Origin of the sequence: Salinimicrobium maris, assembly GCF_049680855.1 — a bacterium.
In the GTDB taxonomy this organism is placed as follows: domain Bacteria; phylum Bacteroidota; class Bacteroidia; order Flavobacteriales; family Flavobacteriaceae; genus Salinimicrobium.
Map to the genome: position 1 here is coordinate 540,514 of NZ_JBMPGS010000002.1, position 20,117 is coordinate 560,630.

The following is a 20,117-nucleotide window of genomic DNA, read 5'->3' on the forward strand; positions in this document are numbered from 1 at the left end:
TTTAGGCCTTTAGTTTAAAATAAAAAGTACTTCCAACGCCTTCCTGGGATTCTACCCAAATATTTCCTTCATGTAACAAAACAATCTTTTCTACATGTGCCAATCCTACTCCCGTTCCGTCTTTTGCTTTGTGTTTGTCTACCCGGTTAAAGATGGTGAAAATATTTTTCAGGTTATCCTGTGATATTCCTACCCCGTTATCCATTATAGAAAAAACCCAATGTTTTCCTTCTCTGTAAGCCGAGATACGTATTTCAGGACTTCGGTCATCAGGAGTATATTTTATAGCATTACTAATAAGGTTTTGGAACAGTAATCTTAATTCCACTTCATAGCCCATTAGTTGTGGCAAAGAACCTACATGAATTTCGGCTTTTGTATCTCGAATTCTTTTTCCAAGATCATATTGCACAATTTCCACAAGTTTTTGTGTATTGACCTTCTTCTTTTTGCCATTGCGGCCTATCCTGGAATGTTCCAGCAGTGCTTTGATTTGGGCAGATAATCTATTTGAAGCTTCTTCAATATATTTTATGTAATTCTTTCCCTTATCATCCAGGTTTTGAGCATAGATCTTGCCTAGCACATCACTCCCAAATTTTATTGTGGAAAGCGGTTCCTGAAGATCATGCGTGCAAATGGAGACAAACTGCTCCAGGTCGCGATTGGCCCTTTCCAGATCCGATTTTTGTTGCTTCAACTGATCTTCCGCCTTTTTCAAAGCTGAAATGTCTACACAAGAATAGCGAATAGTGATAAGGTTATCTTCCTCGTCTCTTTCTGCGGTTGCATTAAGAATGACTGGTAGCACCTCCCCAGATTTCTTTTTTAAATTCTGTTCCAGGTTCACCAATTCACCTGTGTCCTGAAATCTTTTGTTGGTCTTGATCGCTTCTATCTGCCCCTCTTCACTATATAGATCAAGAAGCGGCAAACCCACAAGTTCTTCCTTTGAGCCGTAACCAAGTGTAGTAACCGCCATTTCATTACAATGCACAATTTGACTATTTCCAGGGTTTACGCTAATATGCATAATTGGATCTTCTTCATAAAAGGACTTGTAACGACGCTCACTCGCTAAAAGTTTTTCCCGGGATTTTTGAAGGGTTTCCACATCAATAAAAGTGATAACTACCCCTTTTATTTCATCTCTGGAATTCCTGTAAGGAGAAATCCTCCTAAGGTAATGTCCGCGTTCTCTGGAAACAACTACTTTTTCGAGTACTTTTCCAGACTCGAGTACCTTCTTACATCGCTCCAAAAGGTTATTTTTCCCCATACTTCCGGTGAAATGCGTGATGGGACGACCTATATCTGCATTTATAAGATTAAAATGCTGGGTGATTGCAGGAGTGAACTTTCTAATGCAGAGAGAGGAGTCAAGAAAAATAGTTCCTATCTGCGTACTTTCAAGAAGGTTGTTCATATCGGTATTTAATGCCTCCAGGTCTTCCATCTTCTGAATGTTTTCTGCATTTACCGTATTTATTTCCTCGTTGACGCTTTGCAGCTCTTCATTCGTACTCTGCAACTCCTCGTTTGATGCCAGCAATTCTTCATTTGCAGCTTGCAGCTCCTCGTTGCTGGTTTCAATTTCTTCAAGGGAGGTTTGTAAATCTTCCTTTGTTTGTTTTAACTCCTCCTCAAGGTTTGAAACATATTCCTTGGTGTGCCCTGTAAGGGTAATGGTATCTATAGTATTAACATCATCAAGATTTAATTCCTTTTCTATAAAAGTGATGACAAAAGTATCTTCGGAATCTACTGTTCTTTTTTTGTTCGGCTTTACAATAATATCCACTCCTTTTCGCTGTCCCTGATGCTCAAAAATGGCATTTTTGTAGTACACTTTTTCATCCAGCTTTTTAGCTTTCCGAAGGGTATTTTGAATTACATATTTAAGATCGGCGCCCATCATGTCAAGCAAATTAACAGAGAATCCCTGCTTGGGAAGATTTGCATACTTCCTGAATTCTCCCAAAGCCTCCATGATATTAAATTCTGAATCTACAAAGACACTGGCGCCGCCAAACTGCTCCAGGATACTTTCATGAAGTTCATCTCTCAAATTTTTCTTAACCGGATTCAATCGTGCGGTATCTATAGGTCTATGTTTTTCTGTATAACTCCTGTTCTCAATAAGGCTATTTGTTCGTACCGCAGAAATTCCCGAATCAAGTCTTTTATTCGGACTAATATTCTGGTAAATCTTCCACTTTCGGTCAATTTCCAGGAACTCGTCTTTCTTGGATTGTACATTTTCACTGGTACCCAATACCAGGATACCTTCTTTCTTTAGTGCATAGTGCAACATGTGCAGTGCCTTTTTCTGAATGGCTGTCTGGAAATAGATCAACAGGTTTCGGCATACCACCATGTCCATATTGCTGAAAGGCGGATTTTTGATAATATTATGAGCTGAAAAAACCACAGATTTCCTCAACTTTTCAACCACTTTGTAACCTCTTGGATTACTTACAAAATATTTTATCAAAAAATCATGAGGGACATCTGCAGCAATACTTTCGGGGTAACATCCCGCACTTCCGGCTTCAAGATGTTTTTCGGAAATGTCTGTCGCAAATATTTTAAGTTCGATCGTTTTATTTTGTCGCTCAATTTCCTCGTAAATACACATGGCTAAAGAATAAGCTTCCTCCCCGGTACTGCAGGCAACATCCCACACTTTAAGAGTCGAACCAGTTTCTTTTTCTTTGACCAATTCAGGAATAACCTTACTTCTTAAGATTTGCCACACGCTGCTGTCTCGAAAAAACTTGGTCACCCCAATTAGAAATTCATGATAAAGAATTTCTATTTCTTTTTTGTCTGATTTTAATTTACCGTAATATTCTGATAATGAATCACATTTACACACCTTTACACGGCGTGCTACTCTTCTTGCCAGCGTAGATTTTTTGTATTCTCTAAAATCGAGACCGGTTTTCTCATCAACGTAGCTAAGGATCTTCATGAGTTCTGTTTGCTCGGCTACATCCTCTCCCGTCTCAAATTGAAAATCGGGTGCTGTAAGAAAGTTTTGAAGTTCGATTCCCATGCTTTCTACGGGAACCACATAATCTACCAAACCTGTGCCTATTGCACTTCGAGGCATCCCATCAAACTGAGCCTGAACCGGTTCCTGCACCATTATCATACCGTCATTTTCCTTAATCGCCCTTGCCCCTCTTGTACCGTCGCTTCCAGTACCACTAAGGATAATCCCAATCGCCTGCTCTTTTCTTTCCTTTGCAAGGGATTCAAAGAACATATCTATAGGCAAATTGAGTGATTGGTGTTTAGGTTTTTCCTTAAGATGAAAAAAACCATTTTCTAATATAAGATTGTTTACAGGTGGGATGAGATAAATATGCCCTGGCGAAATTTCCATTCCTTCAGAAACTTCTACGATCTTAAGTCCGGTGCTCTTTTTCAACAACTCCCCCATCATGCTCTTATAATCTGGCGATAAATGCTGAATGACCACATATGCATTTGTATCATTTTTCGGACTTCCTTCAAAAAAAGATTTGAGAGCTTCCAGTCCTCCGGCACTTGCACCTATAGCAACAACCCGAGCCTGCTCTATAAATTGATTGCTATTAGGAAATTCAGAATGCAGCTTATGGGTATACTTCCTCATATGAGTAGGGATCGATTTTTAAAAGATGATCAAAAAGAGAAACCAAAAAACTTCAAAAATAGTATTATCTTCCCGGCTTAGTGACCACATTAGCCATAGAAAATGCCTCAAAAAATATTATTTTTAATAATATTTTTTATCCAAAACCACCGAAATTTTTCAAAACGTGAAATTATTACAAAATAGGCTTATAAACTGTTAAAAGAGCGTTAAGCTCGCTTCTTATTGTTGCTCGGTCAAGAAATTGCGAATAAGGACATTTTCTGAAATAAAAAATACTTAAACCTCTATACTTCAGACATTTGACTCTACAGAAAATAATCTTCTCTAATATTCAAGGTTTTCATAAGAACCTGTTTCTCTTAAAAAAGTATTATTTACGATATGAACCACAGCAAGCAAAAGTTGAAAATAGCTATTCCCGCGCTCGCCCTCCTGGGGTTTGGAGCATACGCTTTTATGAACCGTCCAAAATTCGGAAAGCGTCCTTCGGGAAAAAGAAAATTAGAACTTAACAATTCGCCTCATTACAGGAGCGGAGCATTCCATAACCTTAGCCACACTCCTTCCTTCACCGAAGGCGCCACCTACTTTTCGGTCCTTAAAAAATTCTTGTTCGAAAAAAATGAAAATGCCAGACCTAAAGCCGAAATTCCTTCAGTAAAAACAGATCTTCATAAATGGAAACCTGAAGAAAACATTCTTGTTTGGTTTGGGCATTCTTCCTATTTCATGCAGATCGATGGTAAAAAAATATTGGTAGATCCTGTATTTAGCGGCCACGCCTCGCCTATAAAACTTACAACTTCGGCATTTCCGGGAAGTAATTATTATACTGCCGAAGATATTCCCGAGATCGATTATTTATTCATCACACACGATCACTGGGATCATCTGGATTACGAAACCATCACGAAACTTCAGCCAAAAATTAAGAAGATCATTACCGGCCTGGGGACTGGTGAACACCTGGAATCCTGGGGGTTCGATCGCGACATTATCATTGAAAAAGACTGGTATCAAAAAGAGGTCTTAGAAGATAATTTTGTTGTAAATGCCGTCCCTGCCAGGCACTTTTCTGGACGAAATTTTAAAAGAAACACAGTCCTCTGGACTTCCTTTGCCTTAAGAACCCCATCCTTTAATATTTTTCTGGGCGGTGACAGCGGCTACGATTCCCATTTCAAAGAGGCAGGAGAAAGTTTCGGTCCTTTTGATCTCGCAATTCTTGAAAATGGCCAATACAACCAGGATTGGAAATATATTCACATGATGCCTGAAGAAACTTTACAGGCCGCCCATGACCTAAGGGCGGCAAGATTATTACCCGTTCACAATTCCAAGTTCGCACTTGCCAAACACTCTTGGTATGAACCACTGGAAAGTATTAGCAGTCTTCATAAGAATGGTAAAATGCAATTATTGACTCCTCTTATTGGGGAGAAGGTTTACCTCAACAACCCAGATCAACAGTTTACTAAATGGTGGAGAAATGTATTTTAAAACTGTAATAAATTCAGCTAAAAACCCTGTTTTTACGACCCTGCAAAATAGAAGTTAAACTGTGATTTTTTGAAAACATTAGTATTTACTCATCCTGCGAGAGTTACCTATGAACCTTTACCAGCGTTGCGATGAGCTACTTTCTTTTTACTTAAATGATAGCTTATAATTAACTTAATTTCAATATATTAGAAGGAGTATTTTAAGTTTAACTTAATTCTTTCGCCATGAAAACTTTATTAACACCCTTCCACGAAAATAAGTTGTTCCTTTTCATGGTCCTTTTTCTAGCGGGTTTCTTATCACAAAATGCTTCTGCCTTCCAGGAAACGGATCTTACCTATGAACAATATAAAGGTCAAGTAGTTGATGCGCAAAGTGAAAAAGCTATATCATCTGCATACCTAACTGTAGACGGTACGAACATTTCCACAATAACCAATTCTGAAGGTTATTTTTCTTTAAAAGTACCAAAAGAAATCTTTGAAACCACTGTGCAAATATCGGCAATGGGCTATGCCGGACAGAAACTTGCACTTGACTATTTTAAAGAAGGAAATACGATTATTGAAATGCAGCAATCTGCAGAGGAGCTTTCTGAAGTGAACATTTTCAGCGCTACAGATCCTAAAGGACTGGTTAGGGAGGTACTTCACAGGAGAGCAGATAATTATTTTGACGAACAAACGCAGATGAAAGCCTTTTACAGGGAAACCATCAAGAAAGGAAACAGGAATGTATCTCTTTCTGAAGCTGTGGTACAAATCCATAAAAAACCATATAATTCCTGGGCCAAAGACGAAGTATCTTTAATTAAAGCGCGGAAAAGTGCCGATTATGAACGGCTGGATACCCTGGCGCTCAAACTACGTGGAGGGCCTTTCAACACTCTTCATATAGACCTTATGAAAAATCCGCAGTTCATTTTCGATGAAGATAAGCTGGAGAATTATGAATTTGAATTTGATGACCCTGCAAGAATTAATAACAGGTATCTATATGTAGTTGACTTTAAAGAACTCTACGAGGCCGAAACCTGGTACTATGGTAAACTATACATAGATGCAGAAACACTCACGCTGGTAAAAGCTGTTTTCAATCTAAATGTTGATGACAGGAGAGCTGCAAGTGATCTATTCGTAAAAAAGAAACCTGGCGGCACCAAAGTTTATCCTGTGAGTGCGCATTATGAAGTGGATTACCGCGAGCAGGATGGAAAATGGTATTACGGTTACGGCCATGCCGAACTTGAATTCGTGGTGAACTGGAAAAGAAAATTGTTCAATTCACATTACACTGTGAACAGTGAAATGGCGATTACAGATTGGGAAGTTAATCCCCATGGTAAGGTAAATCGCGACAGTACCTTTATCAATGACAGAGTGGTAATGGCCGATGATGTTTCAGGTTTTACCGATATGGCTTTTTGGGGAAGCAACAACATCATAGAACCCGATAAATCTATCGAGAATGCCATTGAAAAAATTCAGCAAAATTTGAGAAGGAATTAAAAATTCATTTATTTAATCATAAAGGCCTTGCGGGATAACAACCTCAAGGCCTTTATCATTTACATATAATCTTAGCAAAAAGAGTGCAGACATTTTATTCAGGCCTCCTTATTTCTTGATCAGAACGTACAACCTGCTGAAGTTCCAAAAATAACATTCTGAAGCACATTTTTTGACGACATGAAATGTCGTAACCTTAAATTACTTTTGTTTTGCAGCACAGCAAATGAATCTTAATTTTGAGGAACTTCCGTAGCTATGAAAATATTACATACCGCCGACTGGCATATAGGCAAGAAACTGCACAAACACGAGCTTTCTAAAGACTTTGATCTTTTTATTAAATGGCTTTGCAAGACCATTTTGGAGCAAAAAATTGATGTTTTGATCGTTTCTGGAGATGTGTTCGATCTGGCAAACCCTTCATCTGAAGCAAGAAAACAATACTATAGAGCGCTAATGCAACTTCGGAAGTTGAACTGTAAAATAATCGTTACCGGCGGCAATCATGATTCCCCGGCCATGTTGGATGCCCCGAGGGAAATACTGCGGGAGCTGGACATGCATGTTATTGGCGGACTTCCCAAAAATCTTGAAGATGCCATTATCCCGGTATCCAAAAATGGCAAAACTGAGGTGGTTATTGCCGCCATTCCTTTTTTGCGTGATTCAGATCTTCGTACCGCAAATGATGGCGCTACTTATGAAGACCGGCTGAAAGCCATTAGGAAAGGCATTCAAAACACCTTTTTTGACGCTGCTGAAATCTGCGGAAAGAAATTCCCCGGAGTTCCCGCCCTTGCCATGGGACATTTGTTCGCTGCCGGTGCAGAAACTTCAGAAAGTGAAAGAGACATTCAAATAGGGAATCAGGCGGCCTTTAATGCGCTTCAGTTTGGAGAATATTTCAATTATATTGCTTTGGGGCACATTCACAAACCTCAAAAATTATCGGCAGCTGTTCCTGCCTATTACAGCGGCTCACCTCTTCCGCTGTCCTTTAGTGAACGCAAAGATGAAAAACGCATTTTAATACTCGATACCAAAAAAGGCTGGACTCCTGAAAGTCTCCCGGTTCCTGTCTTTCGTAAATTATTGCGCATTACAGGAAATATTGAAACACTCAAACTTAAACTAAGTGTTCTGGAAGATCATCACGAACTGGATTCGCTTATTGAGTTGGAGCTTAAGGAAGAGCATTATGATGCACAAAAGATTTATGAGCTTGATGAACTTGCTACCAGTTTTAAAACTGCAGGCTATGAGATCGTAAAACACCGGGCAGATTTTGAAAACAGGATAAAAGGTGCTGCGGAAATCTATGGAGATTCACGACAGCTGGAAGATTTAAAGCCCAAAGAGGTTTTCACCCAGCTTATTGCAGAGCATCATTACGACCCAGAGACCGAAAAAGAATTAACCGCTGCTTTTGATGAGCTTTTAGAAGAAGTGCAACAGACTGATAAAAACCCGGAATGAAGATCTTAAAAATAGAATTTCAGAATATAAATTCTCTTAAAGGGAAACACGATATAGATTTTACCGCGGCACCTTTTACTGCCAGTTCCCTCTTCGCGATCACCGGGCCAACCGGGAGCGGTAAAAGTACCATTTTAGATGTCATTTCTCTCGCGCTTTTCAATCAGGTGCCAAGGTTGGGCAAAATCACCAAGGGGGAAATTATTGCCAAAGGTGCCATCCTTACGCGTAATCAAAAAGAGGCCACAGCGAAAATTACCTACGAATCCAAAAATGGCATTTTTGCCTCACAGTGGAGCATTTCTACCAACCGAAATAACAAGCTGCGGGATTATGAGATGGAAATCCAGGACCTTGCAAATAATTCGGTGTTGGATCTTAAGAAAAGTGATGTTCCTGCAAAGAACGAAGAGTTGATTGGCCTCAACTATAACCAGTTTATAAAGTCTGTGTTGCTGGCACAGGGTGAATTTGCACAATTCCTAAAGGCGAAAAAAGAAGAACGCGGGGAACTTCTTGAAAAGATCACCGGCACAGGAATATATCGGCAGCTGGGAATTAAAGCCTACGATAAAAATAAGGAAGTAAACCGCAATATCGAAGAGCAGCAAAATGAGATCAAGATCATTCAGCAGAATTTACTGGAAGAGGAAATTATATTAGAACATAAAGCCAATTACGAAAAGCAAACTACTGCCTGCCTGCAATTTGAAAAGGAGATCTCCCGGCTACAGAAAGCGATCGAGTTAAAGGAGAATATCGAAAACCAAAAAAAGGAAATTGCACGGCTGGAAAACCAAAAATCTCAGGCTGTAGAGAATTTACAGCTATTTGAAAGAGAGCATGGTTTTCCATTAAAGCAGCATGAAAAAGTTCAGGATTTTTCAGATGATCTACGAAACTGGAAGCAGTACCATAGGGAGATAGAAAGCCTGAAAATCGAACTTGAAAACAATAAAATCAAAGCTACCGAAAATCTTGAGAAAGTAGAAACTCTAAAAAAGCGGGTTTCCGGCTTTATTCATTCGGAAGTTAATGCGGACGATCTGGAAGAAAAACTGCAGTATTTCCGGGATCATATTCAGAAGTTGCAGCTGGAAAAGCAGGAAAAAGGAAAAGAGTACAGCTTTAGAAAAAATGAAATTGCTGCAGAACTTCGGGAAACAGGTTTTGAATTAAATGAGCACAATTTGGAGAAAAGTTTGCGTGAATTGGAAGAGCTTCGAAAGAAAAATGGAGAATATTTGTCTGATTTACGGGAAAAGCTTTCAGAAATTGACCTTTTACAGCCTCAAAAGGAAAAAGAACGTCTTCAGAAGAAAACTGTTCTTGCCAGGGAAGCTGCCAGAGATTTTTATGAGCTTGAGAGACTTGATGAAGAACAGCAAAAATTTGTTGCAGAAAAGGAACAACTTCTTCCTAAGTTAAAGGAATTCCCGCAGGAAATCGAAAAATGGGATTTGCGAACAAAGTTTCTGAAAAATAATCTTGAAAACCTCAACCTGAAAAAGGAGAACCAAATGCTACGGGCGAGCCTGGAGGAACACCGGCACAAGTTGAAAGAAGGAGAAGCCTGCCCTCTCTGCGGAGCCCTGGAGCATCCTTATGCTGAAGACTTACCTCCTAAGGACACCAAACTTGATGAGGAAATAAAGAGAACGGAAAACGAACTGGTGGAGTCAAATCGCCACCTGAATACCGCAAATGTCAATTTAAGAAATACAAAGGAACGACTAAAGGAGCTTGAAGAGGTAATCTTAAGATTAAAGGATAAATCTAGAGATCAAAAAAAGGCATTTTCAGAGAAATATTCGAGCTTACCACAGATAGAAACATCCGCAGGCTGGGAGAGATCCTGTGATAACTTGGAACTGCAAGTGAGGCAGCTTGATGAATACACACTTCAGCTCAAGCAGGAAAGTTCAATTAAGGCCGCCATTCCGTTACTTAAGAACCTTCAGGAAATACTGAAGGAAGGAAAGCTGCTTAAGGAAAAACTGGAAGAATTATATACGGGAGAAAATATTCAGCAGGAAACTCAGCAGTTGCACAACCAATGGATCACCATCAATGCTGAAAAGAAAAATATACAGGTGCGCCGGCAGGAAATTGGCAAAGTTCTGGAAGACAAAAAGTCTTTTCTTTCAAAACTAAACGACGAATTGCAACCGAAGGTTTCAGAAAAAGATTTGGAACAGGTAGCTGATGCTTTTGAAGCGCTCATACCCGATGCGGAATGTAATGCACTTCGCTCAAAACGAGCAAGCATTCTAAAACAAGTCGACAATACTGCGGCGGCTTTAAAATTGCTCATCTCTCAACTGGCAACAGCCACCAAAATAGATGTGGAAATAGAAAAAGTTGCCCTGCAGCAGGAACTTGAAGATCAAAAAGAACTACTGCAAAATGTGAGCAACGAATGCAAGGAAATACACCGCCTACTCAAAAACCACGCTGAACAACTGGAGCGGTTGGAAATTCTAAAAAAACAAATTTCTGAAAAGGAAAAACAAACCAGGAGATGGCGCCTCCTCAATGAACTTATAGGCAGTGCGACCGGTAAAAAATTCAATGATTTCGCACAGGATCTTAGCCTCACGCAACTTTTAAAACTAGCCAATGTGCGACTAAAAGATCTAAGTGACCGCTACCATATTGATAAACCACAGGAGGATGAAGACGACGGACTTGTAGCCATAGACGAACACATGGGTGGGCAGCGGCGATCTGTCAAAACTCTTTCTGGCGGTGAAACTTTTATTTTAAGTCTTTCAATGGCGTTGGCGTTGTCTGATCTGGCCTCTAAAAATGTGGAAATCAACAGTCTTTTTATCGACGAAGGCTTTGGGACATTAGATCCCGAAACTCTAGATCAAACACTGGATACTTTGGAAAAGCTACAGGCAGAATCCTCAAAAACCATTGGAATTATTAGTCACGTAGATTCTCTTAAAGAAAGAATTGCCACACAAATTCAATTAAAACGTAACGGGCAGGGTTATAGCAGCCTTGAAGTCATATAGAATCCATAGTTGGCAGGAAATGGTTGTTAAAGCCTTATTTATTGATTGTTAACTGTTTACTAAGTAGCTTGCATTAGCAAAGGGGGAATGATAAATTAGAGAGAACAAAAAATTCTCAATATGAAAAAAGAAAACCTCAACCAGAAAACAGGAAAGCAAGCAACAGCTTTTTTAATTGCGCTGCTATTTTTCGCATTTTCTGGATTTGCTCAAAAATCCACGATAATGACAAACGGCCCAACTGTCAAAGTGAATACATTGGCCGAAAATCTTAATCATCCCTGGGGAATGGCATTCTTACCCGATAGTAGATTGCTGGTAACCGAACGAACCGGGGCACTAAGAATTCTTGATGAAAATAATGAACTCTCTGAGCCTCTAGGTGGTACTCCTGAAGTTTTTAATGTAGGACAGGGAGGAATGTTTGACGTGGTACTTCATCCTGATTTTGCGAAAAACAATTATGTGTATCTATCTTATGCCGAACCTGGAAAGGACAGCACTGCAGGAACTGCTTTGGGAAGAGGCATACTGGAGGGAAATGAGTTAAAAGATTTTGAAGTGATTTACAGAATGCAGCCAAAAGTAGAAGGACCCAATCATTTTGGTGGGCGAATTATTTTCACTGAAGATAATATGATTTTCTTTACATTGGCAGAAAGATTCAAGTTTGAACCAGCTCAAAATCTTTCCAATTCCCTGGGAACAGTAGTAAGAATAAAAGATGATGGAACCATTCCCGAAGACAATCCTTTTATAGCACAGGAAGATGCTGAAGATGCAATTTGGTCTTACGGTCACAGGAACATTGAAAGTGCCGCAATTGATCCTAATTCTGGGATGCTTTGGGTCGCTGAAATGGGACCTTTAGGAGGTGATGAATTCAATCAACCCGAAGCAGGAAAGAACTACGGTTGGCCGGTGGTAAGCTGGGGAACAGATTATGACGGTGCTGAAATTCCTGATCCCACTACCCGCCCGGAATTTGCAGATGCTAAAATCGTGTGGACCCCTACAATTTCCCCTTCTGGAATGATTTTTTACACTGCAAATATGTTTCCCGAATGGCAGGGAGATGCATTCATTGGCGGTCTTACCAGTTCAGGATTGGTAAGAGTAGATGTTAACGGTCCCGAAGCTGAAGAAGTAGAGCGGCTGCCTTTGGCTAAAAGAATCAGAGATGTGGAACAAGCGCCAGATGGATCTATTTATGTTTTGACTGATGAAGAAAACGGACAAATACTTCAGCTGACTAAACTTCAATAATAATACAAGTTTTCAAAATCCCGATCCCAAAGTACATTTTTGAGGGATCGGGTTTATTTTTGGCTTCATCTTAATTTTCTGTTATATATTAATTTTTTATAAGTTTGTACGAAACAGAAAAGAAATCAGTGGCTGAGAATAATATCGTATTGGAAAAAAGTTTTGCGGCAGATGTCGAAAATATTAATAAAATTCCCATAGTACCCCAATTACTGGATGTAATTTGTAGTACAACGGGAATGGGTTTTGCAGCCATTGCCAGGGTGACGGAAGATAGATGGATTACCTGTACTACAAAAGACAATATCTCCTTTGGGCTTAAACCCGGAGATGAGCTTAAGATAGAAACTACGATGTGCCAAGAAGTACGTCAAAGCCGTGATCCTATCTTTATAGATCATGTAGATGAAGATGAGATCTACTGCAATCATCCAGTCCCTAAAATGTATGGGATTACAAGTTATGTTTCGTTTCCTATCATCAGGAGAGATGGTACGTTCTTTGGTACCTTATGCGCTATTGACAATAAACCGGCTAGGGTAAAGACGGTAGAAATTAATTCAACTTTTAAGCTTTTTGCAGAACTTATATCCTTTCACCTCCAAAGCCTGGAAGAAATAGCCATCGCGAATGCAAAGTTGGAAGAAGAAAAACAACTTACCGAAACAAGAGAACAGTTTATTGCTGTTTTAGGACACGATCTAAGAAACCCGCTCGCTACGATGAAAATGAGTGCAGATATTCTGCAAAAATTTTCGAAAGAGGAGATAGCTCAAAAACAGGCAAAAACAATAAAATCTACTGCTTTTAGAATGCAGGGGTTAATTGATAACCTGCTGGACTTTGCCCGTGGAAGATTTGGAGAAGGGATCATACTTCAGGCCGAAAAAGACAATGAAGCACTGGAAGACGCTTTTTTACAGGTCCTTAAAGAGGCGCAAATGTTGTCTCCCGAAGTAGAGTTCGAAGTAGATTTCAACCTCGATGAGCCGGTAAATTGCGATTCTGAACGAATGGCCCAGCTCTTACTCAACCTGTTGAACAACGCCACCACTCATGGCGCAATGGATACATCGGTAAAGGTTGAGGCTACTTCTAATAAGGAAGAATTTCGCCTTTCAGTAACCAACAGTGGTACGAAAATTCCTGAAGAAGCCCAGAAACATCTTTTTCAGCCTTTTTATAGAGATGAAGTGAGGCCTGGAAAACAGGGACTTGGGCTCGGTTTATATATTACTGCTGAAATCGCCCGTGCTCATGACGCAAAAATGCATGTGGACTCAACAGAAGATTATACGACTTTTACTTTCATCATGCCGCATCAGGAAAATTAAATCTATTAGCAGACTTTAAAAAAATTTCAATAAAGTTCCAAAAATGTCATTTTTGGAACTTTTTTAATTAAGAACAAGGAGCTACAATTTCCGCAGTAGGTTGATCTCATTTTTTCCATGAGTGCCTAAGAAGTCCCAGCAGTCCCAAAGCAGGACCTGTGGCCAATAGGCTAAATACAGCCACGGAATCTGTACTTTCCATCAATAAGCTAAAAAGCTGAATACTCACAATAGTAATTGCAAAACCTATGCAGTTTACAATTGTAAGGGCGGTTCCTTTGTTCTCTTCTGGTGAATTGATTGCTACCAAGGTAGAAAACAGCGGAGAATCTGCCACTACTACCGCTCCCCAAAAAGTCATAAACAGACCAAAAACTACCACCGAATTATTTAAAACAATTAAAGGAAAAAATAAACAGCAACATCCAGAAAGAAAAAGGGCAATAGCAGCTATCTTTTTGCTCCCGTATCTCCTGCTCATATAACCGCCTGCAACACACGCGGGGCCGCCGGCAGCTATGATTATAAATGAAAGCAGACCCACTTTTATTTTAATGTCGGGATGTAAAAGTTCAAAGACCTGCAGCATAACAGGAACAAAGGCCCAGAAGGCATAGAGTTCCCACATATGCCCAAAGTATCCGAAAGCCGCTGCCTTAAAACGTTTTTGCTTAAAAATCTTAAAAAATGCTGCCGTATCTCTTTTTAACAAAAGTTTTCTATAAGGGCCATCTGGTACGAGCAGCAAGATTAGCAAGCCTCCCGCAGCGGCCATACTGGAAACTACTTGCAACACCAGTTTCCAGGATAAGTCGCCTGCGCCTGTTGCAAATTTTAATAAATGCGGAAAAGCTGTTCCTAAAACAAGTGCTCCTACCAAATACCCAAGGGATTTCCCAAGGTTTTCACGATAATAATCTGAAGCGATTTTCATCCCCACCGGATAAATTCCTGCAAGGAAAAATCCGGTTAAAATGCGCAAAGAAAGAAGACTTTGTAAAGAATTACCTTCGAAAATCATCCCAAGATTTAGCAGCGCTCCTGCAAGCGCACAAAAAAAGAAAACCTTGGAAGGCGAAAACCTGTCGGCGACACTTAGCAATGCGAACAGCAGCGTACCCGCAATAAATCCAACTTGCACTGCAGAAGTCAAATGCCCTAGAGCAGAAGCATCAAGATTAAGCTGCTGCCGCAAGTCTTCCATCACCGCATTACCGGCAAACCAAAGTGAAGTACAGAAAAACTGCGCAATAACAATAATTGGTAAAACTTTTCCTGAATAAGACATTTGCGGTTCAAAAGTACCGCGAAGAAACTGATTTTTTTAAAAAGGAAAGTAGGATTTAAACAAGAGCTTCAAAAAACGAATTTTTCCAAGGATATTCCTCTATCCATCAGAAGCGAAAAATTCATCTTTTATCCAGCTCCTCTCTTATAAATTTTTCATTTTCCTCATCAAAACAAACAAAAAGAACCTTTTTTGGCAGATTTCTTTCCCTCAAAAAATGCTGTACAGTAGAAACTGCAATTTGAGCCGCATTTTTCTTCGGAAAGCCAAACACTCCGGTACTTATATTTGGAAAAGCCACAGAATTACATTTTTTCTGAACGGCAAGCTCAAGAGAATTACGGTAACAAGCCGCCAGTTTCTCGTTCTCCCCTTTTTCTCCGCCATTCCAGACCGGCCCCACGGTGTGGATTACATATTTTGCAGGAAGTTCACCTGCCGTCGTAACTACTACCGCACCTGTAGGACAGTTGCCCTGTTTTTGCACTATTTGTTTGCACTCTTCTAGGATTGCCGGGCCGCCTGCGCGATGAATGGCACCATCTACTCCGCCGCCACCCATAAGCGAACTATTAGCCGCATTTACTACGGCATCTACCGCAACTTTAGTAATATCTCCTTTAAGAACCTCTATCATTTTTGCCATTTTTAGAGAACAGAATTTTAATATTTTCTTACAATGCCCATCTACGAAACTAAAATTCTATTTTCTTTGGAAGTTGCAAAAACTAAAATCCTGCGTGGCTCCGGAAGGAGTTTTATGAGTCACATTGCTACAGGAAATCACGTTGAAATCTGCAGAAAAAAGTGTAATTAGATCTGAAGTGGAATATTGCCTCACATTTATACCGCTACATTTATTAGGGCCTTCTTTTGAAAAAGTACCCAGGATACAATAACTTCCGGATTTAGTAGCATTTTTAAGGACTTGGATGTAGTTTTGAACATCTTCTTCCAAAGTGAAAAAATGAAAAGCAGCTCTGTCATGCCATAGATCAAATTTCTCCTTAGGCTCGTATTCCAGCACATCCTGATGTATCCATTTTACTCCTGCAGACCGCTCCCCTAACCTTTGTTCTGCGCGTTTAAGCGATTTCTCTGAAATATCCAGAACGCTTATATTCGAGTAATTTTCTGCCAAAAGGAAATCCACCAAAAAACTGTCTCCTCCACCAACATCAATAATTGCTGCAGTTTTATTCAGCTCAAGGCCTTTGATGTAAGTAAGAGAGGTCTCTGGAAATGGTTGATACCAGCTTACATCGGTTAATTTCTTAGTTTTGTAAATATTCTCCCAATGTTCCTTTCTATCCATTTCAGTTTTGGTATAATTAATAGGTTCTAATTTACTGATTTCTTACAGAATAAGCCATGAAGAAGACCATTTAGCCTAAGCTTGTGTTGAGTTTTTTAATCACTATGAACCTGTTCGATCAAAATTACAATCACTTTATAGTTCCAGCACTACTAATGAATTTCTTTGAAGTTTGATCTTTCCTTCCAATTCAAGTTTTTTAAGAATTCTGGAAATTACGACGCGGGACGTATGGAGATCATAAGCTATTTGTTGATGCGTGACCAGAAGCTTTTCAGATTGATTAATTTTTGCTTTGTCCCGCAGGTAGCGCATTAGCCGTTGGTCCATATTCATAAATGCAAGCGTGTCAATTGTTTCCAACATTTCATTAAGTCGGGATTGGTAACTTTCAAATACAAAATTTCTCCAGCTTTTAAACCTGGAGGTCCACTCTTCCATTTTTTCTATTGGAATCATAATGAGCGTTGTTTCCCGTTCGGCTACCGCACGGATCTTGCTCTGGGTTTTTCTGAGGCAGCAGGAAAGTGTAAGAGCACAGGTATCACCTCTTTCCAGGAAGTACAACAACAATTCGTCTCCGTCTTCGTCTTCTCTCAGGATCTTGATCGCCCCTTCCAGCAACAACACCATTGCAGTGACAAAATCTCCTATCTCCATTATTTTCTCACCCTCTGAAAAATTCTGGAGCACACCGCAATTACTAATTTCTTCTATTAATTCTTCTTCAAAGATGAAGTGATAAGCTTCTTTTAATGCTTTGTCCATAGATCTTCTTTTGCGGATTAAAGTTAGTACGAATTTTCCAATTCTGGCCTATTCTCACTTCCAGCCAATTCTTTCTTATTTATGCCTCCCTGATTACAGAAAAATTATCAAAAAATTATAACGTATGGTTGCCACCTGCATTTCCCAAATAGGGAATTACTAAATATTATAAATTTCTGTAATTCAGCGTTAAAAATCAGTTAACCAAAAACTTGCAGCTATAATTAACGAGGAAAAATAATACTTTTGAAATTCATTATTAACCATTCTAAGTAAGTTCATGAGCAATCTGGGCGATATATACACATCTCTACTTTTATTCCTTTCGGTTTCGTACTCTTCCAGCTCCTAAACTACAATTTTAAATAAATCATCTTCATAATTTCTGATTATGAAGAAGGTATTGGCCGGTTATAATATTTCAATATAAAAAAGATGAGTAGAATAATTATTTCTGGGGGGCAACAATTATTCTTTTGAGACTTTGGTCCTTTGGCCGAAGTCTCCTCATCGATTTTATCCCAATTAATTTTCAGCAAATAGAGGCCAAGTTTTATTAACTGAAGTTCCTGGCTGGAAATATGGATTTTCATATTCCGCCATTTGACTTATCTATAGCTGTTGCTTTTTAGCAATAAGTACATTGTCTACATTTGAGGTACTAAAAATTAAAAACAACATGAGTCAAACATCAGGATTATTCTCACCTTTAAAAATAAAATCTGTAGAAATAAAAAATAGAATCACGGTTTCACCTATGTGCATGTACAGCAGTGAAGATGGATTTTCCAACAATTGGCACCTGGTTCACCTTGGCAGCAGGGCTGTGGGTGGCGCCGGATTAATTATTTCGGAAGCGACCGCTGTCTCCCCGGAAGCGCGGATTACTCCAGATGATCTTGGAATCTGGAAAGATGAACACATTTCAGGATTAAAAGAAATTACCGCATTTCTCGAAGAACAGGGAGCAGTTCCCGGAATTCAACTTGCACATGCCGGAAGAAAAGCCAGCACCACCAGCCCGTGGAAAGGCGGGAAGTTTATTACGGAAGAGAAGGGAGGTTGGCAAACTGTTGCTCCCAGTGCACTTGCATTTAATGAAACCGATGCAACTCCCAAGCAGCTGGATCAAACCGGAATAGAAAAAATAAAAGATGATTTTAAAACAGCAGCAAAAAGGGCATTTGAAGCAGGGTTTAAAGTAGCCGAAATTCACGCAGCTCATGGATATTTACTGCACCAGTTCCTTTCGCCCTTAAGCAACAAAAGAACCGATGACTATGGCGGAACTTTTGAGAACAGAATTCGCCTGCTTCTGGAAGTTTTGGATGCTGTAAACGAAGAATGGCCTTCTTCCCTGCCCCTTTTTGTACGTATTTCGGCGACGGATTGGGTTGAAGGTGGCTGGAATGAGGAGGAATCTGTGAAATTAGCCCAACTTTTAAAGGAAAAAGGTGTTGATCTTATAGATTGTTCATCTGGCGGATTGGTACCACATGCTAAAATTCCTGTGCAGAAAGGGTATCAGATAAAATTTGCTGAAAAAATTAAATCTGAAACCGGAATTCTCACCGGCGCCGTCGGCTTAATAACGACTCCGCAGGAAGCTTCCGAAGTTATTGAGAGTCAACAGGCAGATCTTGTGCTACTTGCAAGAGAATTTCTGCGCAATCCTTATTTCCCAATGGAGGCCGCACAGGCTCTTGATGAGGAATTAAAATGGGCGCCGCAGTATGAGCGGGCGAAAAGAATCAAAAGAACCATTGGCTAAAAAAGAACGAAAAAATGTCACTTTTGGATTAGCAGGAGTTCAAAAATTATCCTTTTAACAAATCAATGAAGCCGAATTGCTGCGAAAAACTGTTATATTGCTGCCTCTGAATATAAAATTTAATAATTTATGAAAAAAGTACTGTTTTTGGCTATTGCCGTGGGCATGGTTGGGTGCAAAGCCCAGCAGCCAAAAAGCATTGAATCTGCAGACGTAATGGAATACGCAAGCACAATTACGGCAGATGAATTGAAAAATCATTTATACACTTTTGCCAGTGATGAATTCATGGGTCGTGATACCGGTGAACCGGGCCAAAAACTCGCAGCCGAGTATCTAAAGAAGGAATACCAGGAGCTGGGAATACCTTCGCCCTTAGGAGGAGATAACTACTACCAGGAAGTACCTTCAACTGCTTTTCGAAGAGGGAATGTAAAGGATTCAGAAAATGTGCTGGCTTTTATCGAAGGAAGTACTATGCCAGAGGAAATCCTCGTACTTTCTTCTCATTATGATCACGTAGGAGTTGATGATGAAGGAAACATCTACAACGGTGCAGATGATGATGGTTCTGGAACCGTTGCTATTCTTGAAATAGCCGAAGCTTTCATGAAAGCAAAGAAAGATGGTTATGGTCCTAAACGTTCTATCCTATTCCTAAACGTTACCGGAGAGGAAAAAGGACTTGTTGGTTCTAGATATTATACTGAAAATCCTGTTTTTCCATTAGAAAATACTGTTACCAATCTTAACATTGACATGATTGGTCGTATTGGAGAAGGTATGGAAAACAGCGGAGACTATGTGTATCTTATTGGAAGTGATAAATTGAGTACAGAACTACACAATTTAAGTGAAGAGGTTAACAGCAAATACCTGAACCTAAACCTGGACTATACATTTAATGATGAAAACGATCCAAATCGTTTTTATTACCGAAGTGACCATTACAACTTCGCAAAAAATGATATTCCAATCATCTTTTATTTCAACGGGGTTCATGAAGATTATCATAAGGCAACGGACACTCCAGATAAGATCGAGTACGACCTGCTTGCAAAAAGAGCAAAACTTGTATTTTTAACTGCCTGGGAAGTGGCAAACCGTGCTGAGCGACCATTTGTAGATAAACCAACACTTACCGAAGCAAGCGAATAAACGGCTTTTCTTTAGGAAATTAAAAGGCTGCTTAATAGGGCTTTCCGCTAATGGAATG

General features: G+C 39.7%; 13 protein-coding genes. 8 read left to right on the plus strand and 5 right to left on the minus strand.

Translation table 11 applies throughout. The features are described from left to right. Position 1: 1 nt before the first annotated feature. Positions 2-3,643: a CheR family methyltransferase gene (locus tag ACOV1Q_RS07910; RefSeq protein ID WP_424493857.1), complete on the minus strand. Its 3,642-nt coding sequence runs from the start codon at positions 3,641-3,643 to the stop codon at positions 2-4. Positions 3,644-4,027: 384 nt separating this feature from the next. Between ACOV1Q_RS07910 and ACOV1Q_RS07915 the strand changes: the two genes are divergently transcribed. The 6 genes from ACOV1Q_RS07915 (at position 4,028) to ACOV1Q_RS07940 (ending at position 13,759) form a co-directional block, all read left to right on the plus strand. After that, positions 4,028-5,146 (plus strand): MBL fold metallo-hydrolase, encoded by a 1,119-nt coding sequence (locus tag ACOV1Q_RS07915; RefSeq protein WP_424493858.1) that lies wholly within the window; start codon positions 4,028-4,030, stop codon positions 5,144-5,146. A gap of 227 nt (positions 5,147-5,373) precedes the next feature. Then, positions 5,374-6,657, plus strand: a complete 1,284-nt coding sequence (locus ACOV1Q_RS07920) for a carboxypeptidase-like regulatory domain-containing protein (protein WP_424493859.1) — start codon at positions 5,374-5,376, stop codon at positions 6,655-6,657. A 258-nt stretch (positions 6,658-6,915) separates the two neighbouring features. After that, positions 6,916-8,136, plus strand: a complete 1,221-nt coding sequence (locus ACOV1Q_RS07925) for an exonuclease SbcCD subunit D C-terminal domain-containing protein (RefSeq protein ID WP_424493860.1) — start codon at positions 6,916-6,918, stop codon at positions 8,134-8,136. After that, on the plus strand, positions 8,133-11,159 hold the full coding sequence (locus ACOV1Q_RS07930) for an AAA family ATPase (RefSeq protein ID WP_424493861.1): 3,027 nt from the start codon (positions 8,133-8,135) through the stop codon (positions 11,157-11,159). Before ACOV1Q_RS07925 ends, ACOV1Q_RS07930 begins: the two co-directional genes overlap by 4 nt. Before the next feature lie 120 nt (positions 11,160-11,279). Continuing rightward, the gene (locus ACOV1Q_RS07935; RefSeq protein WP_424493862.1) at positions 11,280-12,425 is read left to right on the plus strand and encodes a PQQ-dependent sugar dehydrogenase; all 1,146 of its coding nucleotides are present in this window, start codon (positions 11,280-11,282) and stop codon (positions 12,423-12,425) included. Between the two features lie 128 nt (positions 12,426-12,553). Beyond that, the gene (locus ACOV1Q_RS07940; RefSeq protein WP_424493863.1) at positions 12,554-13,759 is read left to right on the plus strand and encodes a GAF domain-containing sensor histidine kinase; all 1,206 of its coding nucleotides are present in this window, start codon (positions 12,554-12,556) and stop codon (positions 13,757-13,759) included. Between the two features lie 106 nt (positions 13,760-13,865). Here the strand turns inward: ACOV1Q_RS07940 and ACOV1Q_RS07945 are convergent, their stop codons facing one another. The 4 genes from ACOV1Q_RS07945 to ACOV1Q_RS07960 form a co-directional block, all read right to left on the minus strand. Then, positions 13,866-15,047: an MFS transporter gene (locus ACOV1Q_RS07945; RefSeq protein ID WP_424493864.1), complete on the minus strand. Its 1,182-nt coding sequence runs from the start codon at positions 15,045-15,047 to the stop codon at positions 13,866-13,868. A 121-nt stretch (positions 15,048-15,168) separates the two neighbouring features. After that, positions 15,169-15,684 (minus strand): O-acetyl-ADP-ribose deacetylase, encoded by a 516-nt coding sequence (locus ACOV1Q_RS07950; RefSeq protein ID WP_424493865.1) that lies wholly within the window; start codon positions 15,682-15,684, stop codon positions 15,169-15,171. A 66-nt stretch (positions 15,685-15,750) separates the two neighbouring features. Then, complete coding sequence (locus ACOV1Q_RS07955) at positions 15,751-16,362, minus strand: class I SAM-dependent methyltransferase (protein ID WP_424493866.1); 612 nt, start codon at positions 16,360-16,362, stop codon at positions 15,751-15,753. A 135-nt stretch (positions 16,363-16,497) separates the two neighbouring features. Then, entirely contained in the window at positions 16,498-17,130 is a 633-nt protein-coding gene (locus ACOV1Q_RS07960; RefSeq protein WP_424493867.1) for a Crp/Fnr family transcriptional regulator, read from the minus strand. A 679-nt stretch (positions 17,131-17,809) separates the two neighbouring features. On the opposite strand from ACOV1Q_RS07960, the gene namA reads away from it, so the two are divergent. Both namA and ACOV1Q_RS07970 read left to right on the plus strand, forming a co-directional pair. Then, positions 17,810-18,901, plus strand: coding sequence for an NADPH dehydrogenase NamA (gene namA / locus ACOV1Q_RS07965; RefSeq protein ID WP_424493868.1), 1,092 nt, complete (start codon positions 17,810-17,812; stop codon positions 18,899-18,901). 129 nt (positions 18,902-19,030) lie between these two features. Next, positions 19,031-20,059 carry a M28 family metallopeptidase gene (locus tag ACOV1Q_RS07970; RefSeq protein WP_424493869.1) on the plus strand — a complete coding sequence of 343 codons (1,029 nt, stop codon included), beginning with the start codon at positions 19,031-19,033 and terminating at the stop codon, positions 20,057-20,059. Positions 20,060-20,117 lie beyond the last annotated feature (58 nt).